The 23,984-nt window shown below is 62.1% G+C and carries 19 protein-coding genes and 1 pseudogene; 15 read left to right on the top strand and 5 right to left on the bottom strand.

Features of this window, described 5'->3' with window-relative positions; translation table 11 throughout:
- Positions 1-72: 72 nt before the first annotated feature.
- The 10 genes from B3873_RS26540 to B3873_RS26495 all read left to right on the top strand — a co-directional run bounded on the left by B3873_RS26540 (position 73) and on the right by B3873_RS26495 (position 10,390).
- Positions 73-1,281 (top strand): ABC transporter substrate-binding protein, encoded by a 1,209-nt coding sequence (locus B3873_RS26540; RefSeq protein ID WP_134223978.1) that lies wholly within the window; start codon positions 73-75, stop codon positions 1,279-1,281.
- A 140-nt stretch (positions 1,282-1,421) separates the two neighbouring features.
- Positions 1,422-2,306, top strand: a complete 885-nt coding sequence (locus tag B3873_RS26535) for a branched-chain amino acid ABC transporter permease (protein WP_039782924.1) — start codon at positions 1,422-1,424, stop codon at positions 2,304-2,306.
- 12 nt (positions 2,307-2,318) lie between these two features.
- Complete coding sequence (locus tag B3873_RS26530) at positions 2,319-3,299, top strand: branched-chain amino acid ABC transporter permease (RefSeq protein WP_209534983.1); 981 nt, start codon at positions 2,319-2,321, stop codon at positions 3,297-3,299.
- A gap of 299 nt (positions 3,300-3,598) precedes the next feature.
- A complete protein-coding gene (locus B3873_RS26525; RefSeq protein ID WP_286870106.1) occupies positions 3,599-4,360 on the top strand; it encodes a sulfite exporter TauE/SafE family protein in 762 nt (253 codons plus the stop codon).
- A gap of 306 nt (positions 4,361-4,666) precedes the next feature.
- The gene (gene mnmG, locus B3873_RS26520; RefSeq protein WP_286870103.1) at positions 4,667-6,595 is read left to right on the top strand and encodes a tRNA uridine-5-carboxymethylaminomethyl(34) synthesis enzyme MnmG; all 1,929 of its coding nucleotides are present in this window, start codon (positions 4,667-4,669) and stop codon (positions 6,593-6,595) included.
- Between the two features lie 52 nt (positions 6,596-6,647).
- The gene (gene rsmG, locus B3873_RS26515; RefSeq protein WP_209534985.1) at positions 6,648-7,310 is read left to right on the top strand and encodes a 16S rRNA (guanine(527)-N(7))-methyltransferase RsmG; all 663 of its coding nucleotides are present in this window, start codon (positions 6,648-6,650) and stop codon (positions 7,308-7,310) included.
- The gene (locus B3873_RS26510) at positions 7,310-7,861 is read left to right on the top strand and encodes a lipocalin family protein (RefSeq protein WP_034335245.1); all 552 of its coding nucleotides are present in this window, start codon (positions 7,310-7,312) and stop codon (positions 7,859-7,861) included. The genes rsmG and B3873_RS26510 overlap by 1 nt, the downstream gene beginning before the upstream one ends.
- 69 nt (positions 7,862-7,930) lie before the next feature.
- A complete protein-coding gene (gene leuE / locus B3873_RS26505; RefSeq protein ID WP_134223976.1) occupies positions 7,931-8,563 on the top strand; it encodes a leucine efflux protein LeuE in 633 nt (210 codons plus the stop codon).
- Positions 8,564-8,583: 20 nt separating this feature from the next.
- Positions 8,584-9,354: a ParA family protein gene (locus B3873_RS26500; protein WP_286870100.1), complete on the top strand. Its 771-nt coding sequence runs from the start codon at positions 8,584-8,586 to the stop codon at positions 9,352-9,354.
- Positions 9,355-9,478: 124 nt separating this feature from the next.
- Positions 9,479-10,390, top strand: a complete 912-nt coding sequence (locus B3873_RS26495) for a ParB/RepB/Spo0J family partition protein (RefSeq protein ID WP_034335237.1) — start codon at positions 9,479-9,481, stop codon at positions 10,388-10,390.
- Between the two features lie 87 nt (positions 10,391-10,477).
- Here the strand turns inward: B3873_RS26495 and B3873_RS26490 are convergent, their stop codons facing one another.
- Positions 10,478-12,034, bottom strand: coding sequence for a glucan biosynthesis protein G (locus B3873_RS26490; RefSeq protein WP_084320321.1), 1,557 nt, complete (start codon positions 12,032-12,034; stop codon positions 10,478-10,480).
- Between the two features lie 258 nt (positions 12,035-12,292).
- Here B3873_RS26490 and bglX point away from each other — a divergent pair, with 258 nt between their 5' ends.
- On the top strand, positions 12,293-14,647 hold the full coding sequence (gene bglX / locus B3873_RS26485) for a beta-glucosidase BglX (RefSeq protein WP_286870098.1): 2,355 nt from the start codon (positions 12,293-12,295) through the stop codon (positions 14,645-14,647).
- A gap of 112 nt (positions 14,648-14,759) precedes the next feature.
- Here bglX and B3873_RS26480 read toward each other — a convergent pair whose 3' ends face one another.
- Positions 14,760-16,622 carry an ABC transporter ATP-binding protein gene (locus tag B3873_RS26480; RefSeq protein ID WP_286870096.1) on the bottom strand — a complete coding sequence of 621 codons (1,863 nt, stop codon included), beginning with the start codon at positions 16,620-16,622 and terminating at the stop codon, positions 14,760-14,762.
- A 370-nt stretch (positions 16,623-16,992) separates the two neighbouring features.
- Between B3873_RS26480 and B3873_RS26475 the strand changes: the two genes are divergently transcribed.
- Positions 16,993-17,649 carry an HD domain-containing protein gene (locus B3873_RS26475; protein WP_252697482.1) on the top strand — a complete coding sequence of 219 codons (657 nt, stop codon included), beginning with the start codon at positions 16,993-16,995 and terminating at the stop codon, positions 17,647-17,649.
- A gap of 71 nt (positions 17,650-17,720) precedes the next feature.
- Here B3873_RS26475 and B3873_RS26470 read toward each other — a convergent pair whose 3' ends face one another.
- The gene (locus B3873_RS26470) at positions 17,721-19,427 is read right to left on the bottom strand and encodes a methyl-accepting chemotaxis protein (protein WP_286870094.1); all 1,707 of its coding nucleotides are present in this window, start codon (positions 19,425-19,427) and stop codon (positions 17,721-17,723) included.
- Positions 19,428-19,700: 273 nt separating this feature from the next.
- Here B3873_RS26470 and B3873_RS26465 point away from each other — a divergent pair, with 273 nt between their 5' ends.
- Positions 19,701-21,476: an ABC transporter ATP-binding protein/permease gene (locus B3873_RS26465; protein WP_134223969.1), complete on the top strand. Its 1,776-nt coding sequence runs from the start codon at positions 19,701-19,703 to the stop codon at positions 21,474-21,476.
- Between the two features lie 120 nt (positions 21,477-21,596).
- A complete protein-coding gene (locus tag B3873_RS26460; RefSeq protein ID WP_286870092.1) occupies positions 21,597-22,445 on the top strand; it encodes a D-amino acid aminotransferase in 849 nt (282 codons plus the stop codon).
- A gap of 5 nt (positions 22,446-22,450) precedes the next feature.
- Here B3873_RS26460 and B3873_RS26455 read toward each other — a convergent pair whose 3' ends face one another.
- Together B3873_RS26455 and B3873_RS26450 are read right to left on the bottom strand one after the other, a co-directional pair.
- The gene (locus B3873_RS26455) at positions 22,451-22,978 is read right to left on the bottom strand and encodes a hypothetical protein (protein WP_286870089.1); all 528 of its coding nucleotides are present in this window, start codon (positions 22,976-22,978) and stop codon (positions 22,451-22,453) included.
- 73 nt (positions 22,979-23,051) lie between these two features.
- The gene (locus B3873_RS26450; RefSeq protein WP_286870087.1) at positions 23,052-23,792 is read right to left on the bottom strand and encodes a ComF family protein; all 741 of its coding nucleotides are present in this window, start codon (positions 23,790-23,792) and stop codon (positions 23,052-23,054) included.
- A gap of 97 nt (positions 23,793-23,889) precedes the next feature.
- On the opposite strand from B3873_RS26450, the pseudogene B3873_RS26445 reads away from it, so the two are divergent.
- A pseudogene (locus B3873_RS26445) lies at positions 23,890-23,984 on the top strand (DUF493 family protein); the annotation flags it as partial.

Raw genomic sequence — 23,984 nt, 5'->3', positions numbered from 1 at the left:
ATCCTCTCCCCGTTCCACCAAGTTGTCTCGCATCGAAATCATCAAGCGGGCTTCATAACAGAGGAGATGAAAATGAAACTCAAGGCAATGGCACTGGCCGTTACCGCAGCAGCTGCGGCATTCGCGACCGCGCCGGCTTCGGCACAGATCTCGGGGGATGTGATCAAGATCGGTTTCATTACCGATATCTCGGGCGTGTATTCGGACATCGACGGCCAGGGTGGCGCGGAAGCCATCAAGATGGCCATCGCCGACATGGGCGGTTCCATCAACGGCAAGAAGATCGAACTGGTCGTGGCCGACCACCAGAACAAGGCCGACGTGGCCGCCAGCAAGGCCCGTGAATGGTTCGACCAGCAGGGCGTGGATGTGCTGATCGGTGGCACCAACTCCGGCACCGCCCTGGCCAGCGCCAAGGTCGCAGCCGAAAAGAAGAAGGTGTATTTCTCGGTCGGCGCCGGCACGGCCCGCCTGACCAATGAAGAGTGCTCGCCCTACACCGTGCACTACGCCTACGACACCGTGGCCTTGGCCAAGGGCACCGGTTCGGCGGTGGTGAAGCAGGGCGGCAAGAGCTGGTTCTTCCTGACCGCTGACTATGCCTTCGGCCACTCGCTGGAATCCGATACCGCCAACGTCGTGAAGGCCTCCGGCGGCACCGTGGTGGGCGCGGTCAAGCACCCGCTGGGCGCTTCCGACTTCTCCTCCTTCCTGCTGCAGGCACAGAGCTCCAAGGCCCAGATCATCGGCTTGGCCAACGCGGGTGGCGACTTCATCAATTCGGTGAAGGCCGCCAACGAGTTTGGCATCACCAAGACGGCCAAGCTGGCGGGTCTGCTGGTGTTCATCAACGACGTGCACTCGCTGACCCTGAAGAACACCGAAGGCCTGTACCTGACCGACAGCTGGTACTGGGATGCCAACGAGGAAACCCGTGCCTTCGCCAAGCGCTACTTCGCCGTGCGCAAGAAAATGCCGTCTTCCCTGCAGGCCGGCGATTACTCGGCCGCGCTGCAGTACCTGAAGATCGTCAAGGAAATCGGTACCGATGATTCCGACAAGGTCATGGCTGCGCTGCGCAAGGCCAAGTTCAACGACATGTACCAGAAGAACGGCTACCTGCGCGCCGACGGCCGCGTGGTGCACGACATGTACCTGTACCAGGTGAAGGCCCAGGCGGATTCGAAGTACCCGTGGGACTACTACAAGCTGGTGCAGACCATTCCGGCAGAGCAGGCGTGGACCACCAAGGCCGAATCCAAGTGCGCGGCCTGGAAGTAATCCTTTCGCATCGAGCTGCACGCATCAAGCAGTAAGGCCATCGCACAGCCAGCAAAATCTGTCATTTCTGTTCACGCGGGGATGGCAGATTTTTGCTGTAAGCGGTGGCGTTCTTCACCCATCTGGATGAACGGGTTTTTATGGAACTATTCGGCATACCCCTGCAAGCCTTGTTGAGCCAGCTGCTGCTGGGCCTGGTCAACGGCTCCTTCTACGCCATGCTCTCGCTGGGCCTGGCGGTGATCTTCGGCTTGCTCAACGTGATCAACTTCGCGCACGGCACGCTCTACATGCTGGGCGCTTTCCTGGCCTGGATGGGCCTGACCTATCTCGGTCTCAATTACTGGGTCATGCTCATCGTGGCACCGATCCTGGTAGGCCTGTTCGGCATCGTGATCGAGAAGACGATGCTGCGCTGGCTCTACAAGCTGGACCACCTCTACGGGCTGCTGCTGACTTTCGGCATCACGCTCATGATCGAGGGCATCTTCCGCTCCATCTATGGCGTCTCGGGCCAGCCGTATTCGGTGCCTGACCTGCTGCAGGGCGCGACCAACCTCGGCTTCATGGTGCTGCCCAACTATCGCGCCTGGGTCGTGGTGGCCTCGCTGGTGATCTGCTTCGCCACCTGGTTCGTGATCGAGAAGACGCGCCTGGGCGCCTACCTGCGCGCCGGCACCGAGAACCCCAAGCTGGTGGAAGCCTTCGGCATCAACGTGCCCCTGATGGTGACCCTGACCTACGGCTTCGGCGTAGCGCTGGCGGCCTTCGCTGGCGTGCTGGCTGCGCCCGTGATCCAGGTGTCGCCGCTGATGGGTTCCAACCTGATCATTACCGTCTTCGCGGTGGTGGTCATCGGCGGCATGGGCTCCATCCTCGGTTCGATCATCACCGGTCTGGTGCTGGGCCTGATCGAAGGCCTGACCCGGGTGTTCTACCCGGAGCTGTCGGCCACCGTGGTCTTCATCGTCATGGCCATCGTCCTGATGGTCCGTCCGGCCGGCCTGTTCGGCAAAGAGAAATAATCGGAGACCGGCATGAACAAGAAAATCGGAATTGCTGTTTTACTAATATTGTTGTTGGCGGCACCGTTCGGCATCTACCCGGTGTTCCTGATGAAGATGCTGTGCTTCGCACTGTTCGCCTGCGCCTTCAACCTGCTGATCGGCTACACCGGCCTGTTGTCCTTCGGCCATGCGGCTTTCCTCGGCTGGGCCGGCTACCTGTGCGGCCAGTCGCTGAAGGTGTGGGGTTTGCCGACCGAGCTGGGCCTGATCATCGGGACCTTGACCGGTGCCTTGATCGGCCTGGTGATGGGACTGTTGGCGATTCGCCGCCAGGGTATCTACTTCACCATGATCACGCTGGCGCTGGCGCAGATGCTGTTCTTCGTGGCCTTGCAGGCACCGTTCACCGGTGGCGAGGATGGCTTGCAGGGCGTGCCGCGCGGCAAGCTGCTGGGCATGATCGACCTGAGCAGCGACATGACCCTGTACTACGTCGTGCTGGCGATAGCGGTGGCAGGCTTTGCGCTGATCGTGCGGACCATCCATTCCCCGTTTGGCCAGGTGCTCAAGGCCATCAAGGAGAACGAGCCGCGTGCCATCTCGCTGGGCTATGACGTGGCGCGCTACAAGCTGCTGGCCTTCGTGCTGTCGGCGGGCTTGTCGGGTCTGGCGGGTGCCACCAAGACGCTGGTGCTGGGCTTCGAGACACTGACCGACGTGCACTGGAGCATGTCCGGCCTGGTGGTCTTGATGACCCTGGTCGGTGGCCTGGGTACCATTGTCGGTCCCATCGTCGGCGCGATCATCATCATCATGCTGGAGAACAAGCTGGGGGATATCGGTGCCTGGCTGGCCAATGTCACCAGCATCGACTGGTTCAATACCCTGGGAGATTCGGTGACGATTGTGACCGGCTTCATCTTCATCGTCTGCGTGCTGGCATTCCGCAAAGGCATCGTGGGCGAGATCCTGGCTTTGGCCGGGAAGGGGCAGGCCAAGGGATCGCACTAGTTATCCGCTGAAGCTTAAAACTTCATCTGCCGCCGGCAAGTCACCTGAGGGTGATTTCCCGGCGGTAATTTTTTGTCTTCATGACGGGCCAGCCAGAACAGCAGGGATGTGTTCCGCAACAGTGCGCGAAGCGTCATCTCTGTGGCTGATGCCAGCCGGGGCAGGGCGGTAGAATGTGGCCCGCCTGATCCATTCTTCATTTCACCGTTTATCCATCGCCCTCATCCCATGTTCAGCCCTGTTTCATCCTTTGCCGATCTGGCAGTTCATTTCTTCACGTCGACCGGGGAGGGCAAGTGATGCTGGATTATGTAGTGTTGTGTGGCGCGGCCTTCGTTGCCGGCTTGATCGATGCCGTGGTGGGCGGCGGCGGACTGGTGTTGGTGCCGACCCTGTTCTCAGTCTTTCCCAATACTGCTCCGGCGACTTTGCTGGGAACGAACAAGGTGGCCGGCGTGATGGGCACGAGTGCAGCTGCCATCAACTTCGCGCGCAAGGTCGCGGTGCGGTGGAGCACCGTGACGCCAGCTGCCATGGCAGCCTTTGCTTTTTCCTTCTTCGGGGCCTATGTCGTCACCCATATCCCGACCGAGCTGATTCGCAAGGCCTTGCCCTTCGTCCTGATCGCCGTTGCACTCTACACGTTGAAGAAGAAGGACTTCGGTACCACCCATGCGCCCACGCTGAGCGGCACCCGGGAAATCATCTACGCCGCGCTGATCGGTGGGGCAGTGGGCTTTTATGACGGCGTGTTCGGTCCAGGTACGGGCAGCTTCCTGGTATTCCTGTTCGTGCGCGTTTTCAGCTATGACTTCCTGTCAGCCTCGGCCGTCTCCAAGTTCGTCAACATTGCGACCAACCTGGCGGCCTTGTGCTGGTTCGGGTACAGCGGTCACGTCATCTGGCAATTGGGTTTGTTGATGGCGGTGTTCAACATTGGGGGCTCCTTGGTGGGCACGCGGCTGGCGATGAAGCACGGCAGCGTCTTCGTTCGCAAGCTGTTCCTGGTCGTGGTGGGCGCATTGATCCTGAAGTCGGGTTACGACGCTTTCCTCAAGTAGGGTAGAGAACTTCACCGGATGTTTCACGTGAAACGTCCGTCACCTGACCTAAAAAGACGGAGCGCGATGCTCCGTTTTTTTATTCATATTCCTGCTTCAACCACAAAATCCAGCGCACTGTTCCACGTGAAACAATCCCCATCGATGTTTCATTGATCAGCCAAGACTATCGAATCGGTACGCCGATAGTGTTTGGCAGGCAGGGAAGTGCGGTAAACCAACAGCTACGGACCCTGCCTCCGACCCCGTCAGATAAAAGGTCTTATAATCTCGCCTCTGTTCTCACCTCTACGCGAGGCCCGCATCATGCTATTCCCCACACAATTTGACGTCATCGTCGTTGGCGGCGGTCACGCCGGCACCGAAGCTGCACTGGCCGCAGCACGCATGGGCCAGAAAACCCTGCTCCTGACGCACAACATCGAAACCCTGGGCCAGATGTCCTGCAATCCCTCCATCGGCGGGATCGGCAAGGGCCACCTGGTCAAGGAAGTCGATGCCATGGGTGGGGCGATGGCGATTGCCACCGATGAGGCGGGCATCCAGTTCCGCATCCTGAATTCGTCCAAGGGCCCGGCCGTGCGCGCCACCCGCGCCCAAGCTGACCGTATCCTGTACAAGGCAGCGATCCGCTCGCGCCTGGAAAATCAGCCTAACCTGTGGCTGTTCCAGCAGGCCGTGGATGACCTGATGCTGGAAGGCGACCGCGTCGTCGGCGCGATCACGCAGGCCGGTATCCGCTTTGCCGGCCACGCCGTGGTGCTGACCGCCGGGACTTTCCTGGACGGGAAGATTCACGTGGGCCTCAACAATTATTCCGGTGGCCGTGCCGGTGATCCGCCTGCGGTCTCGCTGTCGGCGCGCCTGAAGGAATTGAAGCTGCCGCAGGGCCGCCTGAAGACCGGCACCCCGCCGCGCATCGATGGCCGCACCATCAACCTGGCGATCCTGGAAGAGCAGCCGGGTGATCTCGATCCGGTACCGGTGTTCTCCGTCATGGGCAATGCCGCCATGCACCCGCGCCAGATGCCGTGCTGGATCACCCATACCAACAGCCGCACCCACGACATCATCCGTGGCGGGCTGGATCGCAGCCCCATGTACACCGGCGTCATCGAAGGCGTGGGCCCGCGTTATTGCCCCTCCATTGAAGACAAGATCCACCGCTTCGCCAGCAAGGATTCGCACCAGATCTACCTGGAACCCGAGGGCCTGACCACTCACGAGTTCTACCCCAATGGCATCTCCACCAGCCTGCCGTTCGACGTGCAGCTGGAGCTGGTGCGCTCGATGAAGGGCATGGAAAACGCCCACATCCTGCGTCCCGGCTATGCCATCGAATATGACTATTACGATCCGCGCGGCCTGAAGTCCTCGCTGGAAACCCGCCAGGTCCAGGGCCTGTTCTTCGCCGGCCAGATCAACGGCACCACCGGATATGAAGAAGCGGCCGCCCAAGGCATGCTGGCCGGCATCAACGCCGCCCTGCAGACCCAGGGCCGTGAAGCCTGGACCCCGCGCCGCGATGAAGCCTACCTCGGCGTGCTGGTCGACGACCTGGTCACCCAGGGCGTGCAGGAGCCGTACCGCATGTTCACCAGCCGCGCCGAGTATCGCCTCTCGCTGCGCGAAGACAATGCCGACCTGCGCCTGACCGAAATCGGCCGCGAACTCGGCTGCGTCGGCGATGCGCAATGGGAAGCCTTCGAGCGCAAGCGTGAAGCCGTTTCACGTGAAATGGATCGCCTGAAGTCGACCTGGGTGAACCCGCGCATCCTGGCCGCCGCGGAAGCCGAGCGCGTGCTGGGCAAGGCCATCGAGCGCGAATACAACCTGCTGGACCTGCTGCGCCGTCCCAACGTGACTTATGACAGCCTCATGGGACTGACCGGCACCGAAGGCCAGGCGCTGGCCGGCCCCGGCATCGAAGAGGGCCCGGTGCGGGAACAGGTCGAGATCCAGGTCAAGTACGCCGGTTACATCGCGCGCCAGGCCAACGAGATCAGCCGCCAGGATCACAATGAAAACCTGAAGCTGCCGGCCGACCTCGACTACATGGACGTCAAGGCACTCTCCATCGAAGTCCGCCAGAAGCTCAACAAGCATCGCCCGGAAACCCTGGGCCAGGCTTCCCGCATTTCCGGCGTGACCCCGGCGGCGCTGTCGCTGTTGCTGGTGCACCTGAAGAAGGGTGGCCTGAAACAGGCTACTGGCGCTGACAACCAGGCGGCGTGAAGAAAAATACCGGACACCCGTCCCGAACCAGATCAATACCAAGGCATCACGGATGAGCAACACTGCAGACCTGAACAATCTGACCCGCACCCTGAAGGAAGGCGCCACGGCCATGGACCTGGCGCTCTCCGCTGCCCAGATCGACAAGCTGATGGCATACCAGGCCCTGCTGGCCAAGTGGAACAAGGTCTACAACCTGACCGCCTTGCGTGATCCGGCGCAGATGGTGACGCACCATCTGCTGGATTCGCTCTCGGCGGTGTCGGCCTTCGCCGGTGCCCAGCGTGTGCTGGATGTGGGTGCCGGCGGTGGCCTGCCGGGCATCGTGCTGGCTATCTGGGCGGCCGAGGCGCAGCCGCAGATGCAGATTACCCTGGTCGATACGGTCTCGAAGAAAACCGCCTTCCTCAATCAAGTGAAGGCCCAATTGCACCTGGGCAATGTGACGGTGCTGCATGCCCGGGTCGAGCAGTTGCCTGTCGAGCAACAATACGATGTCATCACTTCGCGTGCGTTTGCGGAACTGAAGGACTTCGTCACATGGTCGAACCACCTCCTGCAACAAGGTGGCAAGTACATCGCGCTCAAGGGCGTGCTGCCGCAGGAGGAAATCGACCGGTTGCCGGCGGGGTGGAAGGTGCAGCAAGTGCAGCCCCTGCAGGTACCGGGCCTGGATGCCGAACGGCATCTCATCTTCATGGAAAGAACGACCTGATGAACAAACTGAAACTGGCCCTGGTGGCCACCATGGTCTCGATGGCAGCCTATGGCGGCCTGGGCATGGCATCCGCCTCCGCCCAGGAGGTCAAGACGGTCCCTTCGGTAGACCTGAAGCGTTACGCCGGCAAGTGGTACGAAATCGCCAAGATTCCCAACAGCTTCCAGAAAAAATGCATTTCCGGCACCAGCGCCGAGTATTCCGCGCGGGATGATGGCATGATCGATGTCGTCAACCGCTGCAAGACGGCCGATGGCATGGATGAAGCCAAGGGCGTGGCGCGGGTGGTCCCGGGCAGCAACAACAGCAAGCTGGAAGTGCGCTTTGCGCCGGCCTGGCTGTCCTGGATCCCGATGGTGTGGGGTGACTACTGGATCATGGACCTGGACGATCAATACACCCTGGCCACCGTGGGCAGCCCCTCGCGCGAATATTTGTGGATCCTCTCGCGCACGCCCACCATCAGTGACGAGCAATACGAGAACGCACTCAACAACGCCACCAAGCAAGGGTTCGATACCGCGCGGGTGGTCAAGAGCAAGCCGTAACACGGTACCTCACATCAGGCGAGCGGCCCGGGCAGCAACCCGGGCCGCTCACATTCAAGGAGACCCACCATGCAGGCGATCTTTCATTCCCTCGGCATCACCGACATCTGGCAACTGATTGCGGCCACCATGGTGTTCCTGCTCCTGCCTGGTCCCGGTACCTTCTGCGTGCTCACCTGCGCGGCCAAGGGCGGCTTGCGCGGCGGCTTCATGGCGCAGGCGGGTCTCATGCTGGGCGACATCGTGCTGATGTTCCTGGCCGCAGCCGGCGTGGCCGCTTTGCTGCATGCCAATCCCTTGCTGTTCCACGGCCTGCAATACCTGGGCGCGGCCTATCTGGCCTACCTGGGCGGACGTCTCCTGTTTGCAAGAGGCGAGGGCGGTGGTACAGTCGTACCCTTTTCCAATGCCGCAGATTTCCGGCGCGGCTTTTTGGTCACCTTGTTCAACCCGAAAGCCATCGTGTTCTACATGGCCTTCTTCCCGCTGTTCCTGGATCCGGCCACGCAGCAAGGCGCGCTGACCTTCTTCACGATGGGCGCAGTCATCAGCAGCTGCACCCTCCTGTATGGCAGTTTCCTGGTCATCGTCGGCAATGCCGCCGCGCGCCGCATGGCCCGCAATCGCACCATCGCCAAGCTGGCTTCACGGGCAGCCGGCGTGTTCCTGATCGGTTTCGGCATCAAGTTGACCACGCAATAACGCACTCATAAGAACGAACTATGGCAAAAATATTTTGTGTCGCCAACCAGAAAGGTGGCGTAGGCAAGACCACTACCGCAGTCAATCTCGCGGCTGGACTGGCACAACTGAACCAGCGCGTTTTGCTGGCCGACCTCGATCCGCAGGGCAATGCCACCATGGGGGCGGGAATCAACAAGTCGACGCTGGAAGGCTCGATCTATGAAGTGCTGCTGGGCATGTCCGACATCCGCGCCGTACGCAAGCGTTCGGAGGCCGGCGGCTTCGACGTGCTGCCCGCCAACCGCGAACTGGCCGGTGCCGAAGTGGAAATGGTGGAGCTGGAACAGCGCGAAGCGCGCCTGAAAATCGCCTTCGCCGCCGTCGCCGATGAGTATGACTTCATCCTCATCGACTGCCCGCCTGCGCTGTCGATGCTGACCCTGAACGGGCTGTGCTCGGCGCATGGCGTCATCATCCCGATGCAGTGCGAGTACTACGCGCTGGAAGGCTTGTCGGACCTGGTCAACACCATCAAGAAAGTGCACGCCAAGCTGAACCCGGAACTGAAAGTCATCGGCCTGTTGCGCGTGATGTTCGATCCACGCATGACGCTGTCGCAGCAGGTCTCGGACCAGCTGGAACAGCACTTCGGCGACAAGGTCTTCAAGACCGTCATCCCGCGCAATGTGCGACTGGCTGAAGCGCCTTCGTATGGTTTGCCGGGGGTGACCTTCGATCCTTCGTCCAAGGGCGCACAGGCTTACATCGCCTTCGGCGCGGAAATGGTTGAACGCATCAAGACGCTGTAATTCAGGCGCTGATCACAGCGCGAATTCAGGCGTGAATTCATACGCGAATTGACGCCTGAATTCACGCTCCAATGGCAGCACCTCCCAACGCCGTAATCACGCATCGTTTTCATCAGGCAATCGCATGGCAACTCTACCGAAAAAATCCAAGGGTCTGGGACGCGGACTGGACGCGCTTCTCGGCGGCTCCTCCGACATCACTGAAGAAGCCCAGGCGCAAGCTGCGCAGGGCCTGCCCACGGTGATGGCCGTGACTGAACTGCAGGCTGGCAAGTATCAGCCGCGTACCCGCATGGATGAAGGCGCGCTCAATGAACTGGCGGCCTCGATCAAGGAACAGGGTTTGCTGCAGCCCATTCTGATCCGCGCCATCGGCCAGAAGAACGGGAAAGATACCTACGAGATCATCGCCGGCGAACGCCGCTTCCGCGCGGCCAAGATCGCCGGGCTGACCGAGGTGCCGGTGCTGGTCAAGAACGTGGACGACCAGACCACGGCCGCCATGGCCCTGATCGAAAACATGCAGCGCGAGGATTTGAATCCCCTGGAAGAAGCCCAGGGCATCCATCGCCTCATCACCGATTTCGCCTTCACCCACGAGCAGGCGGCACTGGCCGTGGGACGTTCGCGCAGTGCGGTCTCCAACCTGCTGCGCCTGTTGAACCTGGCCAAGCCGGTGCAGACCATGCTCATGGCCGGCGACATCGACATGGGCCATGCGCGTGCGCTGCTGGCCGTCGATTCGGCGACCCAGATCCAGCTGGCCAACCAGATCGTGGCCAAGCGCATGTCGGTGCGCGATGCCGAGAAACTGGTCACCCGCGCCAGCGCCGAGCAGGCCGCCAAGCCGCGTGAAGCCAAGGACAAGTCGCGCGACATCGCGCGCCTGGAAGAAGAACTCTCGGACCTGCTGGCCACCCAGGTCAGCATCAAGACCGGTGCCCGCAACAAGGGGCAGCTCATCATCAACTTCAACGACCTCGATGCGCTCGATGGCGTCATCGCACGCCTGCGCGGGGAGTCGGTGGAGAGCTGATCGCATCATCTTTCTGCACCAAAGCAAAAGGGGCTGCTCCATTCGGAACAGCCCCTTTTTTATTGATATAAATAATTTACGCCGACATCAGAAAGTCCGCTGCACATCCGAACGCGGCGGCAGCTGATAGCTCCAGGTCTCGGTGAGCGGCTTGCCGTTGGCCGTCAGCGCGGCGCGCAATTCCACCGCCTGCGCCACGTTGCGAATCTTCACCCGCAGCGTCAGGCGCCAGCCATTGATGGCCGGATTGGGCTGCAGCTGGGCATCGATCAGTTCGCCATTGTTGGAAACATTCACCTGCGGCTGTACCGCCGTCCCTGCGGGCAGGGAACCCAGCGGCCCACCGGTGAAGTCCACCAGCAAGGCCGTGGTGCCGTCAAAGGCGCGGATCAGGTTGGCCTGCGTGAGTTCGCCATCGGTATGGAAGGTCTGCTTCACCCAGCCCACTTCATTGTTGAGGATGGCAGGTTCATCCATGGTCCAGTGGATGCGATAGTCATAAGCCAGCGGCGTGCCGCGTGCGGGTTGTTGCGCAGGCACCCAGTAGGCCACGATGTTGTCATTGGTCTCGTCGGCGGTCGGGATTTCGACCAGCTGTACGGCACCTTTGCCCCAGTCGCCCTTGGGTTCGATCCAGGCCGAGGGACGCAGGTCGTAGCGGTCCTTCAGGTCTTCATAGGAAGAGAATTCGCGGCCACGCTGCAGGAGGCCAAAGCCGCGCGGATTGCTGACCTCGAAGGAACTCACTTCCACGTTCTGCGGATCGTTCAACGGACGCCACAGCCACTCGCCATTGCCCGTGTGGATCGCCAGTCCGTTGGAATCATGAATGGCAGGACGGAAGTTGCGGCGCGAGGATTGCTGGTTCGGGCCGAACAGGAACATGCTGGTCAGCGGCGCAATGCCCAGGCGGCCCACCTCGGCGCGCAGGAACACGCGGGCCTGCACATCGAGCAGGGCATCCTTGCCGGGCGTGAGCGTGAACTTGTAGGCGCCGGTTGCACGCGGCGAATCCAGCAGCGCGTAGAAGGTCAGCTGCTTTTCGCCCGGGGCCGGGCGCTGTATCCAGAACTCGGTGAAGTGCGGGAATTCTTCGCCGCTCATCATGGCGGTATCGATCGCCAGTCCGCGTGCCGAGAGTCCGTACACCTGTCCCTTGCCGATCACGCGGAAGTAGCTCGCGCCCAGCACGCTCATGACCTCGTCTTCCTTGTCATCGCGATTGAGGGGATAGACCACGCGGAAGCCCGCATAGCCCAGGTGCGCCGTGCTGTCCTTGGCCAGCGCCAGGTCACCGAAGTTGAAGCGGTCGGTGCTGTAGCCCACGTCCTGCACGCGGCCATCGATGATTTCGTGGATGGCTACGGGGGCATTGAATTGCATGCCCTGGTGATAGAAGGCCAGCTTGAAGGGGGTCTTCTGGTCGCGCCATTCGAACTTCTCGCTCTTGGGCTGGATCTTCATGTAATCGGCGAACTGCATCGCCGCGAAGGTCGGCGAGAGATTGCTCACCGGCTTCTGATAGGGCTTGGCGGCCAGTTCCTTCGCGCGTGCCACCGCCTGGTTGAGGTCGAAGCCCTGCGCGCTCTGTGCCTGTACCGAGGCCGCCAGCAGGGATGCCGAGAGTACCAGGCCCTGCAGCAGGGGCCATTTCAATCCATGTCTGATCAATGCATTTCTCCACGAAGAAGCGGCGCGCGGGCATGAGACCCTCGTCGCCGCCATGCGCCTGCGTGTCCCGCAGGCATCAAAACAGAATAATATAGCGAACCGTCCGGCTGGCTAAGCATCAAACAACGCTAGCAATAATTGCTCCCGCCGCTCCGGCTGCTGTCCCGCTTGTGCAGGTCACAGAGTAGAGGGCAGACTGCCGCCAAAGTTTAAAAAAGAGAGAGGAAACCCGTGTCCCACAAGCTTACCGAGCGGCAAGCCGCGCCCGCGCGCCGTCCCCGCCTGGCCCTGGCCATGACCCTGTGCGCGCTGGCCTGCAGCGCCGCGCTCACCGGCCCGGCCGCCCACGCGCAAGCCAATCCCGCCTTGCTCGGCGACAAGACTGCCTTCATCGACGACCTGCTGCGCCAGATGACGCTGGAAGAAAAGATCGGGCAGTTGCGCCTGATCAGCATCGGTCCTGAAATGCCCGCCAAGAAACTGGCCGAGGAACTGGCCGCCGGGCGCGTCGGTGGCACCTTCAATTCCGTGACCCGTCCCGAGAACCGTCCGCTGCAGGACGGGGCCATGCGCTCGCGGCTGAAGATCCCGATGTTCTTCGCCTATGACGTCATCCATGGCCACCGCACCACCTTCCCCATCGGCCTGGGGCTGGCCTCCAGCTGGGACATGGACATCGTCGGACGCGCCATGCGCATCTCCGCCGAAGAAGCCGCGGCCGACAGCATCGACATGACCTTCGCACCCATGGTCGACATCAGCCGCGATCCGCGCTGGGGCCGCACGTCTGAAGGCTTTGGTGAAGATCCTTACCTGGTCTCGCGCATTGCCGAAGTCTCGGTGCGCGCCTCGCAGGGCGACACCAAGCCCATCGCCGCCAACCGCGTCATGGCCAGCGTGAAGCATTTTGCGCTGTACGGTGCGGTCGAAGGCGGACGTGACTACAACGTCGTCAACATGGACCCGCAGCGCATGTACAACGACTACCTGCCGCCGTATCGTGCCGCCATCGATGCGGGCGCGGGGGCCGTCATGGTGGCGCTCAATTCCATCAACGGCGCACCGGCCACCTCCAACACCTGGCTGCTGCAGGACCTGTTGCGCAAGGATTGGGGCTTCAAGGGACTGACCGTATCTGACCACGGTGCCATCACGGAACTGGTCAACCATGGCGTGGCGCAGAACGACAGTGAAGCCGCGCGCCTGTCCATGAAGGCCGGCACCGACATGAGCATGGCCGACCAGGTCTACATCAAGCAATTGCCGGAGCTGGTGCGCTCGGGCAAGGTCTCACAGCAGGAGCTGGACAACGCCGTGCGCGACATCCTCGGGGCCAAGTACGACCTGGGCCTGTTCAAGGATCCGTATGTGCGCATCGGCCGTGCGGCCGATGATCCGGCTGATGTCTATGCCGACAGCCGCCTGCATCGCCGCGATGCGCGCGAAGTGGCGCAGCAGTCCATGGTGCTGCTGGAGAACCGCAATGCCGCACTGCCGTTGAAGAAGAATGCGCGCATCGCGCTGGTCGGCCCGCTGGCTGATTCGCACATCGACATGCTGGGCAGCTGGTCCGCCGCCGGCAAGGACAAGCAGACCATCACCCTGCGCCAGGGTTTGCAGGCGGCGATGGGCGGGCAGGGCAAGCTGGTCTACGCACGCGGTGCCAACATCACCGAAGACAAGCACGTCGTCGATTACCTCAACTTCCTGAACTGGGATGATCCGGAAGTGGTGCAGGACAAGCGCAGCCCCAAGGCCATGATCGATGAGGCCGTGAAGGCGGCGCGCAATGCGGAGGTGATCGTGGCGGCCGTGGGCGAATCGCGCGGCATGTCGCATGAATCTTCGAGCCGCACGTCGCTGTCGTTGCCGCAGAGCCAGTTGGATCTGCTCAAGGCCCTGAAGGCCACCGGCAAGCCGCTGGTGCTGGTGCTGATGAATGGTCGTCCGCTGGATCTGAACTGGGCGCGCGAGAACGCCTCGGCGATTCTGGAAACCTGGTACACCGGCACCGAGGGCGGCAATGCGATTGCCGACCTGCTCTTCGGTGACGTCAATCCTTCCGGCAAGCTGCCCATCACCTTCCCGCGTTCGGTTGGCCAGATCCCGAGCTACTACAACCATCCGCGCGTGGGCCGTCCCTATACCGAAGGCAAGCCGGGCAACTACACCTCGCAGTACTTCGATGAACCCAATGGCCCGCTGTATCCGTTCGGATACGGTCTGAGCTACACCGAGTTCAAGCTCTCTGAAGTGCGCCTGTCGCAGCCGACCATGACGGCTGATGGCAAGGTGCAGGCCAGCGTGACGGTGAAGAATACGGGCCGCCGCGCGGGGGCCACGGTGGTGCAGTTGTACATCCGCGATGTGGCCGCGTCAGTGGTGCGTCCGGTCAAGGAGTTGAAGGATTTCCGCAAGGTGATGCTGCAGCCGGGTGAAGAGAAAGAGGTGCAGTTCAGCATCGACCGCAAGGCACTGTCCTTCTACAACGCCAAGCTGGAATACGTGGCCGAGCCGGGCGAATTCCAGGTGCAGATCGGACTGGATTCCAAGGACGTGAAGACGGCTTCATTCAATCTGCAATAAAGCCGGGCAGGAAAGAAAAATGGGCGCACTCGACAGTGCGCCCATTTTTTTTTGCAGCAGTCAGAAATGATCTAAATCATTTATAAAAATCAGGCGTTACGCCTTTGCGCCATTACGCCATCACGGCAGCATCCTCTTCCTCTTCCTCTTCACCGAGGAAGCCGCCACTCTGATGCGACCACAAGCGCGCATACAAACCACCGGCGGCCAGCAGTTCAGCGTGCGTGCCTTGCTCCACGATACGGCCCTGGTCCAGCACGATGAGCCTGTCCATGGCCGCAATGGTCGAGAGGCGGTGTGCAATGGCCACCACGGTCTTGCCTTCCATGAGCTTGTAGAGCGAGGTCTGGATGGCTGCTTCCACTTCCGAATCGAGCGCACTGGTGGCTTCGTCCAGCAGCAGGATCGGCGCATCCTTCAACATTACGCGGGCAATGGCGATACGCTGGCGCTGCCCACCGGAAAGCTTCACGCCGCGCTCGCCCACGTGGGCGTCGTAACCGGTGCGGCCCTTGGCATCGGCCAGGGTGCCGATGAAGTCATGCGCCTCGGCCCGTTCAGCGGCGTGGATCATTTCGGCATCGCTGGCATCGGGACGGCCATAGGTGATGTTCTCCCGCACCGAGCGATGCAGCAGGGAAGTATCCTGCGTGACCATGCCGATCTGCGCGCGCAGGCTGTCCTGCGTGACGTGGGCGATGTCCTGGCCATCGATGGTGATGCGGCCGCCCTCGATATCGTAGAAGCGCAGCAGCAGGTTGACGATGGTCGATTTGCCGGCACCGGAGCGGCCCACCAGGCCGATCTTTTCGCCGGGGCGAATCACCAGGTCCAGCTTGTCCACCACCGGGCGCGGGGCCGAGCCGCCATAGCTGAAGCTGACGCCCTCAAAGCGCAGTTCGCCCTGGCTGACCTTGATCGGTTTGGCATCGGCCGCATCCTTGACCTCGTGCGCACGCGCCAGGGTGTTGATGCCATCCTGCACGGTACCCACGTGTTCGAACAGCGACGACATTTCCCACATCACCCAGTGCGCGATGCCGTTCAGGCGCAGCGCCATGGCGGTACTGGCCGCCACCGCGCCGATGCCGACCTTGCCCTGGGTCCAGAGATACAGCGAGACCCCGGTAGCTCCGATGATGAGCACCATGTTCAGGATGTGATTGACCACCTCGAAGCCCGACACCAGGCGCATCTGGCGATTGACCGTGGTGAGGAATTCGCGCATGGCGCTGCGGGCGTAATCGGCCTCGCGCCCGGCATGCGAGAACAGCTTCACGGTGGCGATGTTGGTATAGGCATCGGTGATGCGTCCGGTCATCAGCGAACGCGCATCGGCCTGGTTGCGGGCCACCGCCGACAGGCGCGGCACGAAGTAGCGCAAGGCCACCGCGAAGGCCGCCAGCCAGATGAAGAAGGGGGCCAGCATCCACATGTCGAAGCTGCCGACCACACCGATCAGGGTAGCGAAGTAGATGGCGATGAAGACCAGGATGTCGCCCACGATCATGCAGAAGTCACGCACCGCCAGCGCGCTTTGCATGACCTTGGTGGCGACACGTCCGGCGAACTCGTTCTGGTAGAAGCTCATGCTCTGGCTCAACATGAGGCGATGGAAATTCCAGCGCAGCAGCATGGGGAAATTGCCTGCCAGGGTCTGGTGCTTGTACATGGTCTGCAGCGCGATCAGCAGCGGACTGGCCGCCAGGATCACCACCAGCCACACCAGGGTATGGCCTTCCTGCGCCCACAGCTGCGCCGGCTCGATCTTGGACAGCCAGTCGACGATGCGGCCGAGCGCAGCAAAGAGCAGTGCCTCGAAGACACCGATGACGGCCGTCATCAGGGTCATGGCGGCGATGTAGGGGCGCACGCCCTTGGTACAGAACCAGATGAAGCGCATGAAGCCGCGCGGTGGCGGCACCGGTTGCGACTCGGGGTAGGGGTGGACCAGTTTTTCAAACCAGCTGAACATCAGGGAACTCCAAAAATCGGATCAGGGCCGACGGCGGTGCGACAGGCAGACTGCCAGCGAGGCAGCCACCAGTGTAGCGGCGCGGTCGGGCGTTGTTACTGTGGCGTACCGGAAGGGAATGTTGCGCGTGCGGTACGCCGTTCACGCGCGGCGGGCAGATCGCTGCGGCAGCAGGGCCGCTATCGTGATCCCGGGGCAGGCCGCGAAATTGATGGAAGCCGCATCATCTCACATGCGACCGGCTTGCGTGTAGCAGAGCCCTGGGAAAACACTTGTCGGAAAATCGGAATGGTAAACCAGGACGCGTTTTCCGGCCCTTGCGATTGATCTGCGATACTGATGAATTGTCACCCTTGTATCTGTTTGAATCATGAATCTTTCCCAGGTTGCCGCCGCCTTCCGCCCCTTCGACACGCTGGCCGCACAATTGTTGCCGCAGGTCGAGGATGACGCCGGCGACGGCTCGCATGACCTCTCGCATCTCTTGCGCGTATGGAACAACGCCCGCCGCCTGCAGGCCGAGGAGGGCGGCGACCTGCGCATTCTGCTGGCGGCCGTCATCCTGCACGACTGCGTGCGGGTGGAAAAGAATTCGCCGCTGCGCAGCCAGGCGTCCACGCTCTCTGCCCAGCGCGCACAGGAGATTTTGCTGTCACTGGGATGGACGCGGGAGGAGGCACAGCGCGTGGCCCATGCCGTGCAGGCCCACAGCTATTCGGCGCAGATCACGCCGCTGACGCTGGAGGCGAAGATCGTGCAGGACGCCGACCGGCTGGACGCCATCGGGGCCATCGGCGTGGCGCGCTGTTTCTATGTGGCGGGGAGGATGGGATCGAGCCTCTATGAAGCGCTCGATCCGCAGGCGCAGCAACGGCCGCTGCAGGATACGCGCTATGCGCTGGATCATTTCCCGGCCAAGCTGTTCCGTTTGCAGGAAGGATTCCAGACGGCTGCCGGTGCAGCCATGGCGCAGGCGCGCCAGGAGAAGATGCGCGGGTTTGTGGAGCAATTCCTGGGCGAGCTGTAATGTAAGGCCTCGCCCTTGTGCAGTCAGCCTGCTTGCGCCGTGCGACGAATCACGCTGACTGCTGCTTTGGATCACGCAGCCTTGCGCACCACTTCCAGCTTGGGCACCAGGCGCAAAGGGACCTGCACGGTGTTGAGTGCGGGCGAGGGCGCGGGTGCCGGGGCTGCCACCAGGCCGGCTGCATCGGGCGCGTCCAGCTGGAACACACCGACTGCCCGCGTCAGGTTCACGGCCTGCTCCTGCAGCGTAGCTACGGCGGCAGTGGCTTCTTCCACCAGGGCTGCATTGTGCTGGGTCACCTGATCCATCAGCGCGATGGCCTTGTTGACTTCCTCGATGCCCAGGCTCTGCTCGTGGCTGGCGGCCGAGATTTCGCCCATCACATCGGTGACCTGCTGCACGCTGGCCACGATCTGCTCCATGGTCTCGCCGGCGCGTTCCACCAGGCGGGTACCGGTGTCCACATTACCGACCGAGGTATCGATCAACTGCTTGATCTCCTTGGCGGCGGCGGCACTGCGTTGGGCCAGGTTGCGCACTTCGGTGGCCACCACCGCAAAACCGCGTCCCTGTTCGCCGGCACGGGCCGCTTCCACGGCGGCATTCAAGGCCAGGATGTTGGTCTGGAAAGCGATGCTGTCGATCACGCCGATGATGTCGACGATCTTGCGCGAGGAGCTGTTGATGGCCGCCATGGTATCGACCACTTCTTCCACGATGGCGCCGCCCTGTTTGGCGATATCGGAGGCGTTGCGTGCCAGTTGATTGGCTTCGCGGGCGTGGCCGTCGTTCTGCTTCACGGTGGCGGTGAGCTGCTCCATGGCCGAGGCGGTTTCTTCCAGCGAGGCGGCCTGGTCTTCGGTGCGCGCCGAGAGGTCGCTGTTGCCGGCGGCGATCTGGGCGCTGATGGTGGCCACGCCGGTGGCGGCATCGCGCACATGGGTCACGGTATTGCGCAGGTTGCCGCTCATCTCGGAGAGCGCCGCCATGATGCTCTGGCGCTTGCCACCGTCGCCGGCGCGGCTTGTGGCAGCGGCGTGATACAGCTCGCCGCGATCCACCGCCAGTGCCAGCTGCTTGACCTCATCGGGTTCCGCACCCAGCGCACCCCGGATGCTGCGGGTGATCAGCGTGGCCAGCACGGCACCGGCCACCAGCGCGGCACCCAGCAGCACCAGGATGAAGGCCTGGAAGCCGTGGGCGGTGCTGCGGGCCTTGGCGGATTCGATCTGGCTCATGCGTTCTTCCAGGTCGATGAAGTGATTGATGGTGGCCAGCCATTCGACGAAGGCCGGTTTTACCTGGGTCAGCAGCAGCTGGCGTGCGCCGTCGACATCGCCGGCGGTGCGCAGGGCGATGGCCTTGGCGGCCAGCGGCATGGTGCGGGCTTCGACCGCCTTGATGCGTTCCAGGCTGGCACGTTCATCCGCATTGACCTTCATGGTGGAGAAGACCGTATCGAGCGGCCGGGCCGATTGCTGGTAGTCGGCATCGAGCTTGTTGATCAGGGCAATCACGTCCTTGACCTCGCCATCGCCCACCAGCGTCAGGTCGCGCAGGGCAATGGCGCGGTCGTGCACGCTGCCACGGAAATTGATGGCATAGCGCTGCTTGACGCTGTTGTCCTCGCTCACCGTGGCCAGGCTGCCTTCGATGGCATTGACCTTGGAAATGCTGGCCACCGTCAGCACCAGCATCATCGCCAGCACCAGCGCAAAGCTCAGTGCCAGTTGGGCCGCCACGCTGAGCGAGCGGCGCTTGGGGGGAAGGGTCTGCATGGAATTCTCCGAAAGAGGGGCCGCTGGCCATGCACGCTGCTGCCAAGAGCAGCATTGACGCAAGGCAATATCGGCGAAGACCGCAGTCTAGCCTTGTTCACGGGCGTGCGGGATTGATTGTTTCGATGCATTCCATAGCCCTTAATGCTCAATTGCAAAAGCATTAAGCGTTCCTTAATGCTTTCCAGGGCCTTCCTGATGCAGCTTTAAGCCTGAGTTAAGTCTTTTGCGGCAAGCTGGGCAGCAAAGAGGACAACATCCACAGGATTCGCCATGACCGAACAAACACCGGCCCGCCAGGCCAGCCACGCCAATCGCGCGACCCGCGCGGAGATATGGCGCCTCATCAAGCCCTTCTGGGTTTCCGAAGAAAAGTGGAAGGCCTGGGCCTTGCTGCTGGCCATCCTGGCCCTGAACCTGGGCATGGTCTACATCAACGTGCGGCTCAATTCCTGGAACCGCGACATGTACAACGTGCTGCAGTCGCGCGACTATCCGCAGTTCAAATCGCTGCTGTGGCAGTTCTCGGGGCTGGCCTTCGTCTTCGTGGCCATCGCCATTTACAGCGTCTACCTGAAGCAGGCGCTGCAGATCCGCTGGCGCTACTGGATGAGCACGCGCTACCTTGACCGATGGCTGGCGCATCGCGCCTACTACCGCATCGAGCAGGGACAGGAGGGCCGCCTCTCCGACAACCCAGACCAGCGCATTGCCGAGGACCTGCATGCGCTGACCAGCGATACGCTGTCGCTGGTGCTGGGTTTCATTTCCAGCAGCGTGACGCTGTTCTCCTTCATCCACATCCTGTGGTCGGTGAGCGGGCCGCTGTCCTTTACGGCGCTGGGGCAATCGTGGGTCATTCCCGGCTACATGGTCTGGTTCGTGATCGCCTATGCCGCCATCGGCTCCGGTGTGGTGTGGTGGATCGGCCGCCCGCTGGTGGGTTTGAGCTTCAACCAGGAACGCTTCGAGGCCAATTTCCGTTTCGGACTGATCCGCGTGCGCGAGCATGCCGAGGCCGTGGCTCTGTATCGCGGCGAGCCGCAGGAGCGCGCACAGCTGACCGCACGGCTGGATGACATCCGCGAGAACTGGTGGAACATCATGCGGCTGACCAAGAAGCTCAACGTCGCCGTCAATTTCTACGGGCAGTTCGCGGTGATCTTCCCCATGCTGGTGTCGGCACCGCGCTATTTTTCCGGGGCCATTTCGCTGGGCGTGCTGATGCAGATCAGCGATGCATTCGGACAGGTGCAGGATGCGCTGTCGTGGTTCATCAATGCCTTCACCACGCTGGCCAGCTGGAAGGCTTCCATCAACCGGCTGGCGGGCTTCCACGCGGATGTCGAACGCGCTGCCGGCATGCCGCGCACGCTGGCCGTCACGCAGCATGGCGGCAGTGCGGTGACGCTGGAGGGCGTGCAGCTGTCCTTCCCCGATGGCAGCCTCATGCTGCGCCGCCTGGATGCGCGGGTGGAGTCGGGCGAACACGTGCTCATCAGCGGTCCTTCCGGTTGCGGCAAGTCGACCCTGATCCGCGCCATGGCCGACATCTGGCCTTACGGCGAGGGCCGCATCGCGCTGCCGCAGGATGCGCCCGCGATGTTCCTGCCCCAGCGCAGTTACCTGCCCATCGGCACGCTGCGTGCAGCGCTCTCGTATCCCGCCGCCGAGGGCAGTTTCGAGGATGCACTCATTACGCGTTACCTGGGTTTGTGCCGTCTTGCGCATCTTGCATCGCGGCTGGACGTGGCGGCCAACTGGAGCCAGGCGCTGTCACCGGGCGAGCAGCAGCGCCTGGCATTCGTGCGGGTGTTCCTGAACCGTCCGCGCCTGGTGTTCCTGGACGAGGCCAGCAGCGCCATGGATGGCGAGACCGAGGAAGCGCTCTATGCCGCCTTGCCGCGCGAGCTGCCGGGCGTGACCGTGATCAGCATCGCCCACCGCGAGACGCTGGCGCGCTTCCATGACGTGCGCTGGAAATTCGTGCCGCCCGCCGCCGGCGAGGGTGCCGGACATCGTGTGGAGGCATTGCCGATAGCGGCGTGAGGGCAGGGCGGCGTTATACCGTTTTTGCATGGGGACGCCGGAAGCCGCGTGACAGAATGGATTCATCGCGGCACGGTTGCCGCCTTCACCTGAACACTCTCGATTACCGGAAAGCCCATCATGAACGATCCCATCGTCTACCTCAACGGCGAACTCACGCCCCTCTCTGAAGCCCGCGTGCCGGTGCTGGACCGCGGCTTCATCTTTGGCGACGGCATCTATGAGGTGATCCCCATGTATCGCCGCAAGGCGTTCCGCGGCCAGCAACACCTGGCGCGGCTGTTCCGCAGCCTCGACAGCATCGGTATTCCGAATCCGCATGACGAAGCCGGCTGGAATGCCCTCATCGACCAGGTGGTGCAAGCCAATGGTCTGGACGACCAGATGATCTACCTGCAGGTCACCCGTGGCGTGGCCAAGCGGGCGCATGCCTTCCCCAAGGAGGTGGTGCCGACGGTGCTGATCATGACCAATCCGATGGCCCTGCCGCCGGCTGCATCCATCGAGAAGGGCGTGGCCTGCGTGAGCATGGAAGACCGCCGCTGGCTGAACTGCCAGATCAAGTCGACGTCGCTGCTGGGCAATGTGCTGGCGGCGCAATTTGCGGCCGAGCATCAGGTGACCGAAGCGATCCAGTTCCGTGATGGCTATCTGTCGGAGGCGTCGTCCTCCAACGTGTGGGTGGTCAAGGATGGCAAGATTTCCGCGCCGCCCAAGGACAACCTGATCCTGGAAGGCATCCGCTATGGCCTGATAGAAGAGCTGTGCGCCGAGCAGGGCATCGTGCTGGAGTCGCGCCGCATCACGCGTGAGGAAGTGCTGGCGGCCGATGAACTCATGATTTCCTCGGCCAGCAAGGAAGTGCTGCCGGTGGTCACGCTCGATGGCCAGCCAGTCGGCAGCGGCCAGCCGGGGCCGGTGTTTGCCAAGGTGTATGCGGCGTATCAGGCGGCCAAGGCACGGCTTTGATGGAACTAGTGGGCGGCGTGCAATGCGCCGCTCACGTCCTGCGTGAACAGGTTGGATTGCTTTGCATTGACATGCAGGGCAGGGAGCCTGTGTTCCAGCCCGAGCTTGCGCTGCGCTTGCAGACGCGCTGCGGCGCTCATGCATGAGAGCAAGGCTTCGATCCTCTCTGCGCACTTCACTGCCAGGAATTGGGTAGGCGGGTCGATGAAGACCCAGGAATATTTCTGGCGATTCAGCAGTTCGATCACGTTGCCGAGCGTGCCGGTACTTTTGGCGTCCCAGATCATCAGCCCGGAATCGGCGACGTCGGCCATGGCGATATCCTTGGCCGTGAAGAATGCACGCGTGCCCGGGCGCTGCGTGGCAGGGATGCGTCGTACGGGCCACTGACCGATATTGTTGCGCGGCGCCTGCCCGCTGCAGAAGACCGTCACGCGCCGGTAAGCCATCGCGTGCAGGAAGTGCTGGATCGCCGTGTCAGCGCCGTCGGCATCGCCGACCACCACCTCGAACTCCTGGCGCACGATGTTCATGATCCTTTCCCGGACCTTGGGATGCAGATGCCGTATGCTGATGGAGCCAGCAATGAAAACGGTAGTCATGGGCTTACCTCCACGTCAGCGTTGCCACGAAAATGTCCCCGATTTTCTCATACGCGCGCAGCGTATCGCATGCAGCATCGACCGAAGCACCACTATCGTACAAGTCGTCGAGCAGCAATGTGTCCCAGCGGCCTTCTCCGGTGATCAGGCGATTCAGGATCAGCGTATTGGCCAGCACAGCGTCTTTTTCTGCACGCGTCCGCAGGTCTTTCAGAAGCGCTGCATCCTTGGCCTTGCTCAACAGCGCCAATACGGGTTTGCCGACCAGATGTCCCAGCGCATGCGCGATGGCAGCGACCGGCTGCACACGGCGAACATGCGATGAAGCCATTGGCACGATCAGGCCGAATCCCGGCAGCAAGGGCAGGATGTGGGATTGCACGGCCTGCGCCAATGGCAGGACGTAGCGCTGCTGTTGCCGGTATTTGAGCTGATACAGAGCTTCGCCTGCTTCGGTGCGTCGCGTGTGCCATTGCATGTGGCCTGCCGCGTTGTACCCGGCCGGCAGACTGTAGAGGGAGTGCTTGTCGAGGGCATACCCCCGTTCAAAGCGACCTTGGAGCATTTTGAGGTTGACTTGCATGGGACACCGCATCTTGTCGGGAAGACACAGAGTCTTGTGCGGCAGCGCATGCTCATCAATCGCGATAGTTGGAGATTTTGGAACAGATTGCTGGCGCGGACGTCCGGGCCGGATGACGCTTTCTGCACGCCGCCCCGCCCGCATGGCGTAGAATGCAGGCATTCCCCACCCAACACCTCCGCTTGAACCCGGCCTGTTCATCCCCATTTGGGAGCATTGAAACCGGAGCGCCAGGCGGACAACGCCAAGGCGGTTTGCCATGACTATGCCCACTATTTCCCCTGAAGAATCCCTGATCGAGTATCCCAGCGACTTCCCCATCAAGGTGGTCGGGATCACCCATGACGCCTTCGC

It is taken from the genome of Herbaspirillum sp. UBA812 (assembly GCF_002296545.1).
In the GTDB taxonomy this organism is placed as follows: Bacteria; Pseudomonadota; Gammaproteobacteria; order Burkholderiales; family Burkholderiaceae_D; genus Herbaspirillum; species Herbaspirillum huttiense.
Note: the sequence above shows the minus strand (reverse complement) of the source record. Positions and strands in the feature narration are given on the sequence as shown.